Below are 17082 nucleotides of genomic sequence, written 5' to 3' on the forward strand. Positions count from 1 at the left end.
CGGCCGGACGGCAGTGGCCGGACCCCCGACAGGGAGGGTCCGGCCACTGTGCGTACGTACACCGCGTACGACTTCGTCGGCGAGGCGGGCGCGCTTCCTTAGAAGGCGGCCTCGTCGAGGTCCATGAGGGAGTTGTCGACGGCCTCGGCCAGCGCGCGCTGGACGGAGACGCCGGGCAGGACCTGGCCGGCGAAGAACTTCGCGGCGGCGATCTTGCCGGTGTAGAAGGCGGCGTCCTTCGCGGAGGCGCCCTCCAGCTTCTCGGCGGCCACGGCGGCACCGCGGAGCAGCAGGTAGCCGACGACGACGTCACCGGAGGCCATCAGCAGGCGGGTGGTGTTCTGGCCGACCTTGTAGATGTTCTTGACGTCCTCGCCGGTGGCGGTGAGGTCGACGATCATCTGGCCGACGATGGCCTCCAGGTCCACGGCGGCCTTGGCGAGGGCGTCGCGGGCGGGGGCGAGGTCCTCGCCGCCGGGGCCCTCGGCGAGGAACTTCTTGATCGTCTCGGAGAGGATGTTCAGCGAGGCGCCCTGGTCGCGGACGATCTTCCGGAAGAAGAAGTCCTGGCCCTGGATGGCGGTGGTGCCCTCGTACAGGGTGTCGATCTTGGCGTCGCGGATGTACTGCTCGATCGGGTACTCCTGCAGGTAGCCGGAGCCGCCGAAGGTCTGCAGGGACTGGGCGAGCTGCTCGTACGACTTCTCCGAGCCGTAGCCCTTCACGATCGGCAGGAGCAGGTCGTTGAGGCCGATCTCGGCGGAGGCGTCCTCGCCGGCGGCCTGCTTGAGGGCGATCTCGTCCTGGACGGCCGCGGTGTAGAGCACCAGGGCGCGCATGCCCTCGGCGTAGGCCTTCTGCGTCATCAGCGAGCGGCGCACGTCGGGGTGGTGCGTGATGGTGACCTTGGGCGCGGACTTGTCCATGAAGTTCGCGAGGTCCGGGCCCTGCACGCGCTCCTTGGCGTACTCCAGGGCGTTCAGGTAGCCCGTCGAGAGCGTCGCGATGGCCTTCGTGCCGACCATCATGCGGGCGAACTCGATGATCATGAACATCTGGCGGATGCCGTCGTGCTTGTCGCCGATCAGCCAGCCCTTGGCGGGGTGCTGGTCGCCGAAGGTCATCTCGCACGTGTTGGAGGCCTTGAGGCCCATCTTGTGCTCGACGTTGGTGGCGTAGACGCCGTTGCGCTCGCCCAGCTCGCCGGTCTCCCAGTCGAAGTGGAACTTCGGGACCAGGAAGAGCGACAGGCCCTTGGTGCCGGGGCCGTGGCCCTCGGGGCGGGCGAGGACGTAGTGGAGGATGTTCTCCTCCATGTCGTGCTCACCGGAGGTGATGAAGCGCTTCACGCCCTCGATGTGCCAGGAGCCGTCCTCCTGCTGGACCGCCTTGGTGCGGCCGGCGCCCACGTCCGAGCCGGCGTCCGGCTCGGTGAGGACCATGGTGGAGCCCCAGCGCTTCTCGACGGCTATCTGCGCGATGCGCTTCTGGGCCTCGTTGCCCTCCTCGTGGAGGACGCCCGCGAAGGCCGGGCCGGAGGAGTACATCCAGATGGCCGGGTTGGAGCCGAGGAGCAGCTCCGCGTAGGCCCAGATGAGGGAGCGGGGCGAGGTGGTGCCGCCGATCTCCTCGGGCAGGCCCAGGCGCCAGTACTCCGAGTCCATGAAGGCCTCGTAGGACTTCTTGAAGGAGGCCGGGACGGGGGCGGTGTTGGTGGCCGGGTCGAAGACCGGCGGGTTGCGGTCGGCGTCCGCGAAGGACTCCGCGAGCTCGTTCTCCGCGAGGCGGGCGATCTCGGACAGGATGCTCTTGGCGGTCTCGGTGTCCATCTCGCCGAACGGGCCGGTGCCGTACAGCTTGTCGCGGCCGAGCACCTCGAAGAGGTTGAACTCGATGTCGCGGAGATTCGACTTGTAGTGCCCCATGGCGACGGCTCCGTTAAGGCTCGGGGAGACAGGTTCCTCGTACATACCAATCGGTAACGTCATGATGCTACCCACCAGTAATAAGAATCAACCCTTCGCGGACCACTGTGACCAGCGTCAAGTGGGATCCGCTGGAGGGTGCCTGGGGGCGGGGGCCGCTCGGTAGGCTTCGGTCCATGTACGGCTACGACCAGAACGTGAGCGCAGGGCAGCAGCAGTACGCCGCCCCGCAGCAGATGGCCGGCGGGTACGGCGAGCAGCCGCTCTACCCCGAGCCCTCGCCGCCGTCGCTCGCCGACGCGGTCCGGGCCTTCACCACCGGGTCCCTGTCCGCGGAGGACTTCCAGCAGATCTTCGCGACGTCGAAGGTCTACTGCCCGCGCGGCGACACCCCCGGGTTCCTGGCGCTGCACAACACGCAGCAGCCCGTCATCCCGATGTTCACCACGCTCAAGGAGCTCCGCCGGTACGCCGGCAAGGAGTCCAAGTACTTTGTGATCACCGGCGCCGAGGTGATCGACCTGCTGCCGACCGGGTACGGCTTCGTCCTCGACATGGAGGGCGACCACCGGATGGTGTTCGACGCGAAGGCGGTCGAGCAGATGGTCGACTTCGCGATGCGCCGCATGTACGGATAGCCGCCGGCGCCGGGGGTGGGGCAGCGTTGCTGAGGATGCACTTCACGGCCGAGGACCTGCTCGACGTCACCTTCGCCGCCGAACCGCTGCCGCTGCTGGAGCTCGCCATGGCCCTGGTCGCCTGGCAGCGCACCGACGAGCCCGCCGTCTTCGGCCCCTGGCGCCGCCGCGTCTGCCGTGAACTGCCGGGCCGCGCCCGCCCCCTGCTGGAACTGCTGCGCCCCGACGGCCAGAACCCGCAGTTCGTCGAGCCGTACGCGGCGACGCTGGAGGAGGGCCTGACCGCCGTCCGCGAGGCGGGCGCCCGGCTCACCGGCGAACAGCTCGCCACCGCCGCCGCCCGCGCCCCGGGCGGCGGGGCCTCCTGGCTGCGCGCCCTGTGGGACCAGGACCGCGCGGCCTGGGACGACCTGGGCGGGGCGATCGGCTCCGCGTACGAGGCGGTCGTGGCCCCGTACTGGCCCCGGATCCGGCAGTCCTTCCGGGCGGACGTGGCCTGGCGCACCCGGCTGCTGGCCGCCCACGGCATCCGGGCCTGCCTGGCCAGCACCCACCCGGCGGCCCGCTGGTCGGGCACGGTCCTGGAGATCGACCGGCCGCCCGGGTACGAGGTGCGCCTCGACGGGCGCGGGCTGCTGCTGATGCCGTCGCCGTTCTGGACGGGGCGCCCGCTGCTCGCGGAGGGTCCCGACGGCCCCGGCGGGAGGTACCTGCTGATGTACCCGGCGCTGACGCCGCTGCCGCTGGTCGAGGCGGGCCCGTCCGGGGGCGCGCTGGACGCGCTGCTGGGGCGGACCAGGGCGGCGGTGCTCCGGCTGCTGGTCCAGCAGCGGACGACGAGCGAACTGGCCCGGGACCTGGACATCAGCCTGCCCTCGGTCTCGGAGCACACCCGCACCCTGCGCGCGGCCGGGCTGATCACCACCGAGCGGGACGGCAAGGCGGTGCTCCACTCGGCGACGGGCCTGGGCGTGGACCTCCTGCGCGGCGCCTGAGTCACGGGAGCGGGCCCGGGCGCCCGGGCCCGGGCGGGCTCCGGCGGGCCGGGTCCGAGGGCCCGGGCGGGCCCCGGCGGCTCCGGCGGCACGGCCTCGGCCGGCTCGGGCAGCTTTCGGGCACCGCCGAAAGGATCGCCGGACCGGTGCGGCCCCGCGCACCATCGGTACGGCGGGGGATCCACGGGGGAATCCCCCGCCCCACCCCGCCCCGTCAGCGCCGCACGCCTCCCGCCGGCCGGCGCAGCCGCCACAGGGCGACGGCCCCGGCGGCCACGGCCAGGAACGCCGGCCCGTACGCGTAGAGCAGCGCGGGGTCCGGGCGGTGGGCCAGGGAGAGGCGGATGCCGGCGAAGACGGGGAAGGCGACCAGGCCCCAGAGGCCGTCGTGGTCGACCCCGGACGTCGCCCACTGGAGCAGCAGGCAGGCGAGGAACGTCAGCACCGCCCACGCCCCCAGGTAGGGCCAGGGCGAACCCGGCAGCGGTTCCATCGGCAGGCCGGTCGCCGCCCAGCGGTACACGGCGTACCCGAGGGCCGTCATCGCCGCGGTCATGGCGGTGGCCCAGGTGAGGGCGCGCAGGGGTGCGGGCGGGTTCCACCGCGGTGCCGGGGCGCTCTGCGCCCCGGTGTCGGGTCCGGGTTCGTTCCCGGGCCGGGGTTCGTTCCCGGGCCGGGGTTCGTTCTCGGGTCGGGGGGTGCTGGTGTCCATGATCGATGAGACCGCGACGGACGGCCCTCCGGTTGTCAGGGACCCGGAAAGCTCCACTCCGGGAATGACCCGGCCGGGTGAACCGTTCCCGGGGGTGTGGCAGAAAGTTCGAGTTTCAACTAAACTCGACGCAGAAGGAGGTCCTGACCATGCCCGCAGTGACTGTTGAGAACCCGTTGATCCTTCCGCGCGTGGCCGCGCAGACCGACGCCGTGGCCCGCCCCGTGCTGGCCGTGACGGATGCGCCGAGCGGCTTCGAGGGAGAGGGCTTCCCGGTGCGCCGCGCGTTCGCCGGGATCAACTACCAGTACCTCGACCCGTTCATCATGATGGACCAGATGGGCGAGGTGGAGTACGCGCCCGGCGAGCCCAAGGGCACCCCGTGGCACCCCCACCGCGGCTTCGAGACCGTCACGTACATCATCGACGGAACCTTCGACCACCAGGACTCCAACGGCGGCGGCGGCACCATCACCAACGGCGACACCCAGTGGATGACCGCCGGCTCGGGACTCCTCCACATCGAGGCCCCGCCGGAGCGGCTCGTCATGTCCGGCGGCCTCTTCCACGGCCTCCAGCTGTGGGTGAACCTGCCGGCCAAGGACAAGATGATGGCCCCGCGCTACCAGGACATCCGCGGCGGCAGCGTCCAGCTGCTGACCACGCCCGACGGCGGCGCCCTGCTGCGCGTGATCGCCGGTGAGCTGGACGGGCACGCCGGTCCCGGCATCACGCACACCCCGATCACGATGATCCACGCGACCGTGGCGCCGGGCGCCGAGGTCACCCTGCCGTGGCGGGAGGACTTCAACGGGCTGGCGTACGTGCTGGCGGGCAAGGGCTCGGTCGGTGCCGAGCGCCGTCCGATCCATCTGGGGCAGACCGCGGTCTTCGGCGCCGGCGGGTCGCTGACCGTCCGCGCGGACGAGAAGCAGGACTCCCACACACCGGACCTGGAGGTCGTCCTCCTCGGCGGCCGGCCGATCCGTGAGCCGATGGCCCACTACGGCCCGTTCGTCATGAACACCCGCGAGGAGCTCCAGCAGGCGTTCGAGGACTTCCAGAAGGGGCGGCTGGGCACGATCCCCGCCGTGCACGGGATGTCCGAGGGCGGACTGTAGGCGCCACCGGCCCTGTACGGACGAGCCCCGCCCGGCCCGGGCGGGGCTCGTCCTACGTCCCGGACGTTCCGGATGTCCCGGACGTCCCCGGCGTCCCCGGCGTCCCGGCCTCCCGCGGCGCGTACCGGCCGCGGAGCTCCGACAGGACGCCGAAGGCGGCCGCCGTCAGGGGTACGGCGAGCAGCATGCCGAGGATCCCGGCGACGCTCGCCCCCGCCGTGATCGCCAGCATCACCACCGCAGGGTGCATCTGCACCGTCCGGCTCTGGATCATCGGCTGGAGCACGTGCCCCTCCAGCACCTGTACCGCCAGCACCACGCCCAGCGCCCACAGCCCGATGATCCACCCCCGGTCGGCGAGGGCGACCAGCACGGCCACGGCGCCGGAGATGAAGGCGCCCAGGTAGGGGATGTACGCGCCGACGAACACCAGCGCGCCCAGCCCGACCGCGCCCGGTACGCGCAGCACCAGCAGGCCGACGGTGATGCAGATGGCGTCGATCGCGGCGATGAAGGTGGTGCCGCGCATGAAGCCCTCGACGGCCCGGTAGGCGCGGCGGGCCATGGCCTCGACGGTGTCCCCGGTGGCGCGCGGGGCCACGGAGCGCAGGGCTCCGGCCGCCCGGTCGGAGTCCCGCAGGAAGAAGAAGATCAGCAGCAGCGCGAGGACCGCGGTGGCGATCATCTCGCCGACGACGCTGAGGCCGCTGATGACGCCGGAGGCGGCCGTGCCGCCGAACTTGGTGAGGAGCTCCTTGGCGTTGGAGGCCAGGTCCTGGAGCGAGGTCCCGGCGGCGCCGAAGTGCTCGGCGAGGTCCTGCCCGGCGCGCTTGAGGGCGGAGATGATCTGGTCGCCGGTCTCGATGAGCGCGGCGACGACCACGTACGTGGCCCCGCCGACGACGGCCACGACCGCCAGGCAGGTGAGGGCGGCGGCCAGGGAGCGGTTGACCCGGAGCCGGATCAGCCGCCGGTGCAGCGGGCCGAGCAGGGCGGTGCCGAGCAGGGCGAGCAGCACCGGTGTGACGGCGGTCTTGAAGACCACGCAGAGCCACACGGCGACGGCGAGCACGCCGGTGACGAGGAGGACGACCGCGCACCAGGCGGCCAGGCGCCGCACCGGTTCGGGCAGCAGGGGGGTCGGCATCGCCGTGTACACCTTTCGGCTTCCGGGGGAGCGGGCCCCCTACTCGTCACCGGTCCCGGCGTTCCCGGACGCGTCGCCGGGCTTGGACCGTTCGTACAGCTCGAACCAGATGGACTTGCCCGCGCCCCTGGGGTCCACGCCCCAGGTGTCGGCGAGCATCTCCATCAGGAGTACCCCGCGCCCGCTGGAGGCCATCTCCCCGGGGTGGCGTTTGTGCGGGAGTTCGTCGCTGCCGTCGGCGACCTCGACGCGCAGCCGCCGGGTGCCGAGCTCGCCGGCCGCCTCCGCGACCAGCAGGGCGTCTCCGTCGGTGTGCACGAGGACGTTGGTCACCATCTCGGAGACCATCAGCTCCGCCGAGTCCACCTGCTCCGGGTCCGCCCAGTCGTGCAGCAGCTCCCGGACCTGCCGGCGCGCGCCCGCGATCCGCTCGGGCTCCGCCTGGGCCACGGTCAGCATCGTGCGCCGGGCGGGCCGCACCGGGTGCGCGTCGGTCCCGCAGCCGCAGCCCGCGCCCTCGCGGCAGAGCAGCACCACGGCTATGTCGTCCTCGCGGCGGTCGGCGAGCGGCCCGGTGGTGTGGTGCGAGGACGGCCCGTGCACGGCCTGGACCAGCAGGTCGGCGAGGCGCTCCAGGTGCCCGGCGGTGAGTCCGGCGACGCCGGCCGGGCCGCCGTCCGCGCCGGGCCCGTACGTCTCGGCGTCGGCCTCCAGGATGGCGCGCAGCCGCGCCCAGCCGGTGTCGAGGTCGTGCCCGCCGGTCTCGATGAGCCCGTCGGTGCACAGCACCATCGTCTCGCCGGGCTCCAGCGTAAACCGGGTCGTCGGGTAGTCGGTGTCGGGGACGATGCCGAGCGGCAGCCCGCCGGCCGTCGGACGCATCAGGACGGTGCCGTCCGCCATCCGGATCACCGGATCGGGGTGCCCGGCGCGGGCGACCTCCAGCGTGCCGGTCTCCGGGTCGCATTCCGCGTACAGGCAGGTCGCGAAGCGGGGGCTGAGGTAGTCGGACTCCCCGCCGGGCCCGCGTTCGCCCGCCTCCGCCTCCGCTTCCTCCTCCTGGGAGGAGCACAGCCCGGCCAGGAAGCGGGAGGCCCGCGAGAGCACCGCGTCGGGCCGGTGTCCCTCGGAGGCGTAGGCCCGTACGGCGATCCGCAGCTGGCCCATCAGCCCGGCGGCCCGTACGTCGTGCCCCTGGACGTCGCCGATGACCAGCGCGAACCGTCCCGAGGGCAGCGGGATCATGTCGTACCAGTCGCCGCCGACCTGGAGCCCGCCGCCGGTGGGGACGTAGCGCGCGGCGAGGGTCATGCCGGGGATCTCCGGCCCGAGCTGCGGCATCATCGACCGCTGGAGTCCGGTGGTGAGCTCCCGTTCGGACTCGGCGACGCCGGCCCGCTGGAGGGCCTGGGCCAGCATCCGGGCGACCGTCGTCAGCACGGACCGCTCGTCCGGGGAGAAGGTGACGGGCTGTTTGAAGGCGGCCATCCAGGCGCCCATCGTCCGCCCGGCCACGATCAGGGGGAGGAAGGCCCAGGAGACCCGGCCGAAGGGCCGGGCGAGCGGCCAGGTGACCGGGAAGCGGCGTTCGTAGTCCTCGGGGCTGGGCAGGTAGATGGCCCGGCCGGTGCGGACGACCTCCGCGGCCGGATAGTCGGTGGCCAGGCCGATGTCCGTGAAGGGGGCCTCGTCGCCGGGGGCGTGCCCGTGGTGGCCGATGACCGACAGCTGGTCGCCGGCCACGCCGAAGACGGCCAGCCCGTCGGGGCTGAAGCCCGGCATCGACAGCGAGGCGGCCACCCGCAGCACCTCGGCCGTGGACCGCGCCTCGGCCAGCGCCCGGCCGGCGTCCAGCAGGAAGGCCTCGCGGGAGCGCCGCCAGTCGCCGGTGATCGGGGTGTGGGCGGCGGTGGTGCCGGGCTGCGGCTCGGCGATCTCCTGGATGGTGCCGATCAGCTCGTAGTCCACGCGGCCGTCTGACGTCCGGTTCTCCACGGGTTTGGAGCGGCTGCGCACGGTGCGCAGCACGCGCCCGTCCTCGTCCATGATCCGCAGCCGTGCCTCGGCGAGGGTGCCCTCGGCGACGGCGAGGTTCACGATGCCGTTGATCTCGTTCCAGTCGACCGGGTGGAAGCGCGAGCGCACCGCGACCTCGGGCAGGACGACGGGCTCGGCGGGCAGCCCGAGCAGCCGGGCGGCCTCGCCGTCGAGGGTGACCGTCCCGGATGCGTTGTCCCATCGCCACAGGCCCGTCGCGATGGCGGCCAGGACATCCTCGGTGCGCACCCGGTCATCTTTACAGGTCATCCCGTCGGCCTGCCTGTTCAGGACCCTCCCCGGGCGCGCCCGCGCGGTGCCCCGCCCGGACGGTAACCTTGGGACGGTTGAATCCACCCTGGTATCGCGTAGAACTGGATGACTGATGCATCGGTACAGGTCCCACACGTGCGGCGAGCTCCGTGCCTCTGACGTCGGCACCGACGTCCGGCTGAGCGGCTGGCTGCACAATCGTCGAGACCTGGGCGGCATCCTCTTCATCGATCTGCGCGACCACTACGGGATCACGCAGCTCGTCGCCCGCCCCGGCACCGCCGCCGCCGACGTCCTGGACAAGCTGTCCAAGGAGACGGTCGTGCGCGTCGACGGCAAGGTCGTCTCCCGCGGCACCGAGAACGTCAACCCCGACCTGCCGACCGGCGAGATCGAGATCGAGGCCGCCGAGGTCGAGGTGCTCGGCGCGGCCGCCCCGCTGCCCTTCACGATCAACACCGACGACGGTGTGAACGAGGAGCGCCGCCTGGAGTACCGCTTCCTCGACCTGCGCCGCGAGCGCATGCACCGCAACATCATGCTGCGCTCGGCGGTCATCGCCTCCATCCGTTCGAAGATGGTGGCCCTCGGCTTCAACGAGATGGCGACCCCGATCCTCACCGCGACCTCCCCCGAGGGCGCCCGTGACTTCGTCGTCCCGTCCCGCCTGAACCCGGGCAAGTTCTACGCCCTGCCGCAGGCCCCGCAGCAGTTCAAGCAGCTGCTGATGATCTCCGGCTTCGACCGGTACTTCCAGATCGCGCCCTGCTTCCGCGACGAGGACGCCCGCGCCGACCGCTCGCCGGGCGAGTTCTACCAGCTCGACGTGGAGATGTCCTTCGTCGAGCAGGAGGACGTCTTCCAGCCGATCGAGAAGCTGATGACCGAGCTCTTCACCGAGTTCGGCGGCGGCCGCCCGGTCACCTCGCCGTTCCCGCGGATCCCGTTCCGCGAGTCGATGCTGAAGTACGGCAACGACAAGCCCGACCTGCGCGCCAAGCTGGAGCTCGTCGACATCACCGACGTGTTCGAGGGCTCGGAGTTCAAGGCGTTCGCCGGCAAGCACGTGCGTGCGCTGGCCGTCCCGGACACCGCCGCCCAGCCGCGCAAGTTCTTCGACGGCCTCGGCGAGTACGCGATCTCGCTGGGCGCCAAGGGCCTGGCCTGGGTCCGCGTCGGCGAGGACGGCTCGCTGACCGGCCCGATCGCCAAGTTCCTCACCGAGGAGAACGTCAAGGTCCTCACCGAGCGCCTGGGCCTCGCGGCCGGGCACGCGGTGTTCTTCGGCGCGGGCGAGTTCGACGAGGTCTCCAAGATCATGGGCCCGGTCCGGGTCGAGGCCGCCAAGCGCGCCGGCCAGTTCGAGGAGAACGTCTTCCGCTTCTGCTGGATCGTCGACTTCCCGATGTACGAGAAGGACGAGGAGACCGGCCGGATCGACTTCTCCCACAACCCCTTCTCGATGCCGCAGGGCGGCATGAAGGACCTGGAGGAGAAGGACCCGCTCGACATCCTGGCCTGGCAGTACGACATCGTCTGCAACGGCATCGAGCTGTCCTCCGGCGCCATCCGCAACCACGAGCCCGAGGTCATGCTGAAGGCCTTCGAGATCGCCGGTTACGAGGCCGAGACCGTCGAGCGCGAGTTCGCCGGCATGCTGCGCGCCTTCCGCCTCGGCGCCCCGCCGCACGGCGGCATCGCCCCGGGCGTGGACCGCATCGTGATGCTGCTGGCCGACGAGCCGAACATCCGCGAGACCATCGCCTTCCCGCTCAACGGCAACGCCCAGGACCTGATGATGGGCGCGCCGACGGTGCTGGAGGAGGCCCGCCTGCGCGAGCTGAACATCGCGCTGCGCAAGCCGGTCGAGACGAAGGCGGCGGACGCGAAGGCCGCCGACGCCAAGCCGGTCGCGGAGGCCGTCCACCCGGACGCCGCGCGGTGACGCCGCCGCTGCTGTAGTGGGACATGAGGAAGGGCCCGGGATCGAGGATCCCGGGCCCTTCCGGCGTGCTGGGGGGGTGGAGGGCTGGGGGGTCAGAAGCGGTCGAGGATGCCCTTGAGGAGCGCGGCCGAGGCCAGCTCGGCGGGGGCGGGGCCGGCGTGGAAGAAGCCGGCGTTCTCGGCGTCCAGCTTGCGCAGGAAGTCGAAGGCCTTGGCGTCGTGGTCGCCGAACGCGACGAACTGCCAGTGGATGCCGGGGGCGGTGGCGGCGGCGTCCGTGATCGCCTGGCGGGCGGGGCGGACGTTGTCGGGGGCGCCGTCCGTCTGGAAGACGACCAGGGCCGGGCCCTCGCCGCCGTCCTTCTGGTAGCGCTCGACGACGGCCTCGACGGCGACGTGGTAGCTGGTGCGGCCCATCCGGCCGAGCTCGGCGTGGCGGGCCTCGACCCAGGCCGCGTCGTGCGCGTCGAGGGTCAGCTCGGCGGTGCCGTCCAGCTCGGTGGAGAAGAACACCGTGTGGACGGTGGCCTCCTCGTCGAGGTGCGCGGCGAGCGCGAGGGCGTGGTCGGCGAGGTGCTGGGCGCTGCCGTCCTTGTAGAAGCCGCGCATGGAACCGGACCGGTCCAGTACGAGGTACACCTTCGCGCGGGCCCCGGCCTTCCCCTTGGCGCGCAGCACCTGCCCGGCGGCCTTGTACGCCCCGGCGACCCCGGCGGCCCTGCGGCGCACCGCCGCGGCGGCGACGGCGGGCCCTTCCGCCTGCGGCGACGCTTCGGCGGCCACGAGCTCCGGCTCGGGCTCGGGGGCGGCCTGCGGCCCGGCCGCGGCGGCGACGGGCTCGGGCTGGGGCTCGGGCTGGGGTTCGGCCTCGGCGACCGGCACCGGCTCGGGCTGGGGGGCGGGCTTGGCTTCGGCGACGGGCTCGGGCTTGGCGACCGGCTCCGGCTTGGCCTCGGCTTCGGCGGCGGGCTCGGGGTCGGTGACCGGCTCGGGCTCGGCTTCGGCGGCGACGGGCTCGGGCTCGGCGACCGGCTCGGGGTTGGCCTCGGCCTCGGTGACCGGCTCCGGCTCGGCGACCGGCTTCGGCTCGGTCTGGGTGGCGGGCTCGGCTGCGGCGGCGACCGGCTCGGCCTCGGGCTCCGCAGCCGCGGGCTCGGCGGTGGCCTCGGCGACCGGCTCCGCCTGGGCGGTGGCCTCCGGCTCCGGCTCGGGGGTGGCCTGGGTGGCGGTCGGTTCGGCCTCGGCGACCGGCTCGGCCTGGGCCGTGGTCTCCGGCTCGGCTTCGGCAGCCACAGGCTCGGGCTGTGCCTCCGGTGCGGCGGCGTCGGCTTCGGCGGCGTCGGCTTCGGCGGCGGGTTCGTCCTGTGCCTGCGGCGCGGTGTCCTCGGCCTCGGCCCCCTGCGACGGGGCCGCGTGGACCTCGGGGCCGGCCACGGCCTCGGGCGCGGTCCCGGCGGCCGACTGGGCCGGCAGGGCGGCGGGGGTCTGGGGCTCCGGGGACGCGGCCTCGGGGGTCGCGGGGCCACCCGTACCCTCCGGAACCGCCGGAGGCAACGGGCGGCGGGCTTCAGGGACCGTGGGGTCCGCCGCGGGGGCCGGGGCGGCGGTGAGCACCGTCCCCGGCTCACGGTCGCGCGGCGCGGACTGCGGCGGGACCGTGGGGTTGTCGAAGGACGCCGCCACCAGCTCGGCCGCCGCGTCCAGGGGGGTGCGTTCGGCCTGGCTCGGGAGGGCCGCCGAAGGGGCGTCCGACGTCTCGGGGACCGGCTCCGCAGTCCGTCCGAACACCTTGCGCAACAAGCTCCGAATACCCATGGGCCAGGCCTTTCGCATGAGTGCGTGCGTCATTTGTCCGTGCTGCGCGGTTGATCCCTGCCCAGAGTGGACACGTAAGGTTATCGGCCCCTTGGCTGGAACTTCGGCAGGGGCGCCTTTCGTGGCGCCCGGCTCTCCACCCAACCGTGTCCGGCATCCGAACTCCCCCTCCGCCGTGCCGGGTTCATCCACCGTTCACCCCCGCGCCGCCGCATCGGCGCAACCCGCGCCTACCGTCACGGCTGAAAATCGTCCCGACACGTCGTCGGCGCCGTGCACTCACCGGAGGACACCCTCGTGCGCAAGCTCCTGCCGCTCATCGGCAACCCGCATGGCAGCGGCCGTTCCGCTCTCACCTGCCGTTACCGCTGCGGCGACGCCTGCTTCCACGAGGTGCCCAACACCAGCGACAACGAGTACGTCGGCGACGTCATAGCCCGGGCCTACTCCCGCCGGTCCATGCTGCGCTCCGCCGCCGTCGTCACGGTCGCCACCGCCGCCGGCACCGCGGTCACCCTCGGCGCGGGCGGCGGCCAGAGCGCCAGCGCGGCGCCCGTCGCCGACGCCGAGGCCAAGCGCGCGGGCGAGGCCGCCCGAGGCCTGCGCTTCAAGCCCGTCGCGCCGAACACCGACGACAAGGTCACCATCCCCGAGGGCCACGAGCAGAACGTGGTGATCCGCTGGGGCGACCCGATCCTCAAGGGCGCCCCGGGCTTCAACGCCGACAAGCAGACCGCCGCCGCCCAGGCCGGCCAGTTCGGCTACAACAACGACTTCCTCAGCCTGCTCCCGCTCGGCGGCAACTACGAGCGCCAGCAGCTGCTCGTGGCGAACCACGAGTACACGGACGAGGTCCTGATGTTCAAGGGCTACGACCCGGCGAACCCCACCCGCGAGCAGGTGGAGATCGCCTGGGCCGCGCACGGCCTGTCCGTGGTCGTCGTCCAGGAGGACCACCGCAGCGGCAAGCTGACGGCCGTCACCCGCCACCAGCTCAACCGCCGTCTGACCGCGACCAGCGAGTTCCGGATGACCGGCCCGGCCGCCGGCAGCGCCCTGCTGAAGACCTCCGTCGACGCCTCCGGCACCAAGGTGCTCGGCACCCTCAACAACTGCGCCGGCGGCACCACCCCGTGGGGCACCACCCTCCACGGCGAGGAGAACTTCAACCAGTACTTCGCCAACGCCGGCCAGGTCACCGACCCCACCCAGGCCGCCCGCCTGAAGCGCTACGGCGTGACCTCCGGCGCCTCCGAGCGCAAGTGGGAGCGCTTCGACAAGCGCTTCGACGTCGCACAGGAGCCCAACGAGTCGCACCGCTTCGGCTGGGTCGTCGAGCTCGACCCGTACGACCCGAACTCCGTCCCGCGCAAGCGCACCGCGCTGGGCCGCTTCAAGCACGAGGCCGCCCAGCCCCGCGTGACCGAGGACGGCCGCCCGGTCGTCTACATGGGCGACGACGAGCGCTTCGACTACTTCTACAAGTTCGTCTCCTCGAAGCGCATGATGAAGGGCAACTCGCGCGCCGCGAAGGAGCACAACCTCACGCTGCTCGACGAGGGCACCCTCTACGTCGCCAAGCTCACCGGTGACTCCCCGGCCGCCTCGATCGACGGCTCCGGCAAGCTGCCCTCCGACGGTGAGTTCGACGGCTCTGGCGTCTGGATCAAGCTGGCCACCGCCTCCCCCTCCGGCAACGTCTCGCACGTCGAGGGCATGACCGCCGAGGAGGTGTTCGTCTTCACCCGCCAGGCCGGTGACAAGGTCGGCGCCACCAAGATGGACCGCCCCGAGGACGTCGAGCCGTCCCCGCGCACCGGCCGCGTCTACGTCGCGCTGACGAACAACACCGACCGCGGCAAGGCCGGCAAGGCCGGCGCGGACGAGGCCAACCCGCGCAACCTGAACAAGCACGGCCAGATCCTGGAGCTCGCCGAGAACTTCGACGACCCGGCGGGCGACGGTTTCGCCTGGCGGCTCTTCCTGGTCGCCGGTGACCCGAACGACCCGGCCACCTACTTCGCGGGCTTCCCGAAGGACAAGGTCAGCCCGATCTCCTGCCCGGACAACGTGGCCTTCGACCCGCACGGCAACCTGTGGATCTCCACCGACGGCAACCAGCTCGGCTCCCACGACGGCCTGTTCGGCGTCGCGACCTTCGGCGAGCGCCGCGGTGAGCTGAAGCAGTTCCTCACCGTCCCGCGCGGCGCCGAGACCTGCGGTCCGCTGATCCAGGACAAGCGCGTCCTCGTCGCTGTCCAGCACCCGGGCGAGATCGACGGAGCGTCCGTGGAGAAGCCGCAGTCGGTGTGGCCCGACGGCCCGGGCAAGATCGTCCGTCCGGCGGTCGTGTCCGTGTGGCGCAAGGACGGAAAGAACATCGGCGTCTGATTCGCCGGTGAACAGGGCCGGTTGACCGGCCGCCGGGTGCGTTTCACGTGAAACATCCACCCGGTGCTTCCCCGCCCCGGGCCGGTCAACCCGCCTCCGGCAGCCTTCCCACGGGCAGCCGGAGCGTCGTCAGCGCACCCCCGTCCGGGGCGTTGGCGAAGCTCAGCCCGATCTCCAGCACCGCCGCCTGCCCCGCCGCGATCGTCAGGCCCAGGCCGTGGCCGCGGCCACGGCCCGGGTCCCCGGTGCGGAACCGCTTCGGTCCCTGCTCGATCAGTTCGGGCGGGTAGCCGGAGCCGTGGTCGTGGATCACGACCACCGGCCCGTCCACCGTCACCTCGACGGGCGGGCGGCCGTGCTTGTGGGCGTTGACCAGCAGGTTGGCCAGGATCCGGTCCAGCCGCCGGTGGTCGGTGAGCACCACCGCGTCCCGCACGACGCGTACCTCGGCGGCCAGCCGGGTCCCGGCGACGGCCCGTTGGACGGCCCGGCCCAGCTCCACCCGGACCAGATCGGCCCGCTCCACGCCGGAGTCCAGCCGGGAGACCTCCAGCAGGTCCTCGGTGAGCAGGTGCAGGGCCTTCAGCCGGTCGTTGATCATCTCCTTGGGGCGGCCCTCCGGCAGCAGCGCGGCGGCGGCCAGCGAACCGGTCAGCGGGGTCCGCAGCTCGTGCGCGACATCGGCCGTGAACCGCTTCTCCGCTTCCAGCCGCTCCTGGAGCGAGCCGGCCATCGAGTCCAGGGCCTGCGCGACGTCCCGCACCTCGTCGTGGTAGCCGTGCGGCCGGGCGGCGCCCGGTGCCGTGTCCGCCGGGAAGCCCACCCGCGCGTCCAGGTCCCCGGCGCTGATCCGGCGGGCGACGGCGGCGGTCGTCGCGAGCCGGCGGCTGATCCGGTTCGCGAGGAACAGGCCCGCCAGCGCGACCACCCCGGCCGCGACCGCCGAGGAGGCGAGGATCGCGGTGTCGATGTCGCGCAGCCGGTCGCGCGTGTTCCCGTACGGGATCCACACCGCCAGCGCCTTCCTGTCGGCCGGTCCGGCGGCCCACATCACCGGCCGGCCCTGGTGGTCGCCGACCATGCTGCCGGTCTGCCCGCGCGCGACCAGGTCGCGCAGGGGGCTCGGCAGGCCCGGCGGGTCCAGGGCGACCTGCACGTCGCCGTGCGAGGTGCCGTACTCGTAGTGGCCGAGTGCGTGGTCCAGGTCCCGGTACACGTCTTTGCGGACCTCGCCGACGATCTGCCGGGAGACCACGTTGTGGACGAGGACCCCCAGGGCGGCGGCCACCGTGCAGCACACCAGGGTCGTGGTGAGGGCGATCTTCCAGCGGAGGCTGCTCAGCGCGCGCATCGGAACCGGTCTCCGCCGAGCGGGACGTCCGCGAGGGCGGGGCAGTCGTCGAGGGTGAGCTGGGACAGGCTCATGCTGCCGGTCTGCGGGTCCCACACGTAGTCGGAGACGGAGGTGTAGGCGGGGTTCGACGTCGGCTCGCGGACCGCAAGGTGCTCGGCGGCCACCTCCACCCCCTCCAGCACCCCTCGCCGGGACAGGACCCGGGCGATCCGGCCGTCGGCCCGGACGGTGTAGACGCGCAGCTCGGAGACCCGGCCGTCCACGTCGAGGGCGGTGATCAGCTCCTCCTTGCCGTCGCCGGTCAGGTCGTGGAGGACGCCGGGGCGGACGGGGCAGTACGGTCCGCCGTCCACAGCCTGTGTGCAGAGCGCGAGCCGCTGGACGGCCCGGGGGTCGACGAGGCGGCCGGTGCCGGCGTCCTCGGCGGTGGCGGCGGTGACGTCGGCCCGTACGACGGCCAGCGCGTCCACCCCGCGCATGCCGGACCCCGCCGGCTGCTTGGGCAGCCCCGGCACCACGGCGGCCGCGCCGGGCTGCTGCCCGGCCCCCGGCGGGTCGGGGCGGTAGCCCTTCCACAGGGTGAGGGGGGCGTGGACGGTGCCGAGGTCGCCGGCGCTGCGGAGCCCTTCCACGTCGGCGCACCCGGCCGTGGCCGCCAGGAGGGCGGCGAGGGCCAGTGCGTGGGGGCTCCGCATGTACCCGATGCTGCCCCTCCTCCGCCCTCGCGGCC

12 protein-coding genes are annotated in these 17082 nt (G+C 72.8%); 5 read left to right on the forward strand and 7 right to left on the reverse strand.

Features of this window, described 5'->3' with window-relative positions:
- Positions 1–98: 98 nt before the first annotated feature.
- Positions 99–1925 carry an acyl-CoA dehydrogenase gene (locus AC069X_RS09930; protein ID WP_478726906.1) on the reverse strand — a complete coding sequence of 609 codons (1827 nt, stop codon included), beginning with the start codon at positions 1923–1925 and terminating at the stop codon, positions 99–101.
- A 176-nt stretch (positions 1926–2101) separates the two neighbouring features.
- Here AC069X_RS09930 and AC069X_RS09935 point away from each other — a divergent pair, with 176 nt between their 5' ends.
- Together AC069X_RS09935 and AC069X_RS09940 are read left to right on the forward strand one after the other, a co-directional pair.
- Entirely contained in the window at positions 2102–2563 is a 462-nt protein-coding gene (locus AC069X_RS09935) for an SseB family protein (RefSeq protein WP_007265129.1), read from the forward strand.
- Between the two features lie 35 nt (positions 2564–2598).
- On the forward strand, positions 2599–3558 hold the full coding sequence (locus AC069X_RS09940) for an ArsR/SmtB family transcription factor (protein WP_478726908.1): 960 nt from the start codon (positions 2599–2601) through the stop codon (positions 3556–3558).
- A gap of 214 nt (positions 3559–3772) precedes the next feature.
- Here AC069X_RS09940 and AC069X_RS09945 read toward each other — a convergent pair whose 3' ends face one another.
- Entirely contained in the window at positions 3773–4270 is a 498-nt protein-coding gene (locus tag AC069X_RS09945; protein ID WP_478726910.1) for a hypothetical protein, read from the reverse strand.
- Positions 4271–4419: 149 nt separating this feature from the next.
- Here AC069X_RS09945 and AC069X_RS09950 point away from each other — a divergent pair, with 149 nt between their 5' ends.
- A complete protein-coding gene (locus tag AC069X_RS09950) occupies positions 4420–5391 on the forward strand; it encodes a pirin family protein (RefSeq protein WP_478726912.1) in 972 nt (323 codons plus the stop codon).
- A 52-nt stretch (positions 5392–5443) separates the two neighbouring features.
- On the opposite strand, the gene AC069X_RS09955 is transcribed toward AC069X_RS09950, so the two are convergent.
- Both AC069X_RS09955 and AC069X_RS09960 read right to left on the reverse strand, forming a co-directional pair.
- Positions 5444–6538, reverse strand: coding sequence for an AI-2E family transporter (locus tag AC069X_RS09955; protein ID WP_478726914.1), 1095 nt, complete (start codon positions 6536–6538; stop codon positions 5444–5446).
- A 39-nt stretch (positions 6539–6577) separates the two neighbouring features.
- Positions 6578–8824 carry a SpoIIE family protein phosphatase gene (locus tag AC069X_RS09960; RefSeq protein ID WP_478726916.1) on the reverse strand — a complete coding sequence of 749 codons (2247 nt, stop codon included), beginning with the start codon at positions 8822–8824 and terminating at the stop codon, positions 6578–6580.
- A 136-nt stretch (positions 8825–8960) separates the two neighbouring features.
- Between AC069X_RS09960 and aspS the strand changes: the two genes are divergently transcribed.
- Entirely contained in the window at positions 8961–10793 is a 1833-nt protein-coding gene (gene aspS, locus AC069X_RS09965; RefSeq protein ID WP_478726918.1) for an aspartate--tRNA ligase, read from the forward strand.
- A 92-nt stretch (positions 10794–10885) separates the two neighbouring features.
- Here the strand turns inward: aspS and AC069X_RS09970 are convergent, their stop codons facing one another.
- Positions 10886–12607, reverse strand: a complete 1722-nt coding sequence (locus AC069X_RS09970; RefSeq protein ID WP_478726920.1) for a VWA domain-containing protein — start codon at positions 12605–12607, stop codon at positions 10886–10888.
- 297 nt (positions 12608–12904) lie between these two features.
- Here AC069X_RS09970 and AC069X_RS09975 point away from each other — a divergent pair, with 297 nt between their 5' ends.
- Entirely contained in the window at positions 12905–14998 is a 2094-nt protein-coding gene (locus AC069X_RS09975) for a PhoX family protein (protein WP_478726922.1), read from the forward strand.
- A gap of 85 nt (positions 14999–15083) precedes the next feature.
- On the opposite strand, the gene AC069X_RS09980 is transcribed toward AC069X_RS09975, so the two are convergent.
- Together AC069X_RS09980 and AC069X_RS09985 are read right to left on the reverse strand one after the other, a co-directional pair.
- Positions 15084–16349 carry a sensor histidine kinase gene (locus tag AC069X_RS09980; RefSeq protein WP_478726924.1) on the reverse strand — a complete coding sequence of 422 codons (1266 nt, stop codon included), beginning with the start codon at positions 16347–16349 and terminating at the stop codon, positions 15084–15086.
- On the reverse strand, positions 16337–17047 hold the full coding sequence (locus AC069X_RS09985) for a hypothetical protein (protein ID WP_478726926.1): 711 nt from the start codon (positions 17045–17047) through the stop codon (positions 16337–16339). Before AC069X_RS09985 ends, AC069X_RS09980 begins: the two co-directional genes overlap by 13 nt.
- Positions 17048–17082: the final 35 nt, after the last annotated feature.

This window comes from Streptomyces sp. NPDC043896, from assembly GCF_056435605.1.

Coding starts and splice junctions, on each gene's coding strand:
- AC069X_RS09940 (WP_478726908.1), top strand. CDS start 2,599: ATGCACTTCACGGCCGAGGACCTGCTCGACGTCACCTTCGCCGCCGAA.
- AC069X_RS09985 (WP_478726926.1), bottom strand. CDS start 17,047: ATGCGGAGCCCCCACGCACTGGCCCTCGCCGCCCTCCTGGCGGCCACG.
- AC069X_RS09930 (WP_478726906.1), bottom strand. CDS start 1,925: ATGGGGCACTACAAGTCGAATCTCCGCGACATCGAGTTCAACCTCTTC.
- AC069X_RS09970 (WP_478726920.1), bottom strand. CDS start 12,607: ATGGGTATTCGGAGCTTGTTGCGCAAGGTGTTCGGACGGACTGCGGAG.
- AC069X_RS09935 (WP_007265129.1), top strand. CDS start 2,102: ATGTACGGCTACGACCAGAACGTGAGCGCAGGGCAGCAGCAGTACGCC.
- AC069X_RS09950 (WP_478726912.1), top strand. CDS start 4,420: ATGCCCGCAGTGACTGTTGAGAACCCGTTGATCCTTCCGCGCGTGGCC.
- AC069X_RS09955 (WP_478726914.1), bottom strand. CDS start 6,538: ATGCCGACCCCCCTGCTGCCCGAACCGGTGCGGCGCCTGGCCGCCTGG.
- aspS (WP_478726918.1), top strand. CDS start 8,961: ATGCATCGGTACAGGTCCCACACGTGCGGCGAGCTCCGTGCCTCTGAC.
- AC069X_RS09980 (WP_478726924.1), bottom strand. CDS start 16,349: ATGCGCGCGCTGAGCAGCCTCCGCTGGAAGATCGCCCTCACCACGACC.
- AC069X_RS09945 (WP_478726910.1), bottom strand. CDS start 4,270: ATGGACACCAGCACCCCCCGACCCGAGAACGAACCCCGGCCCGGGAAC.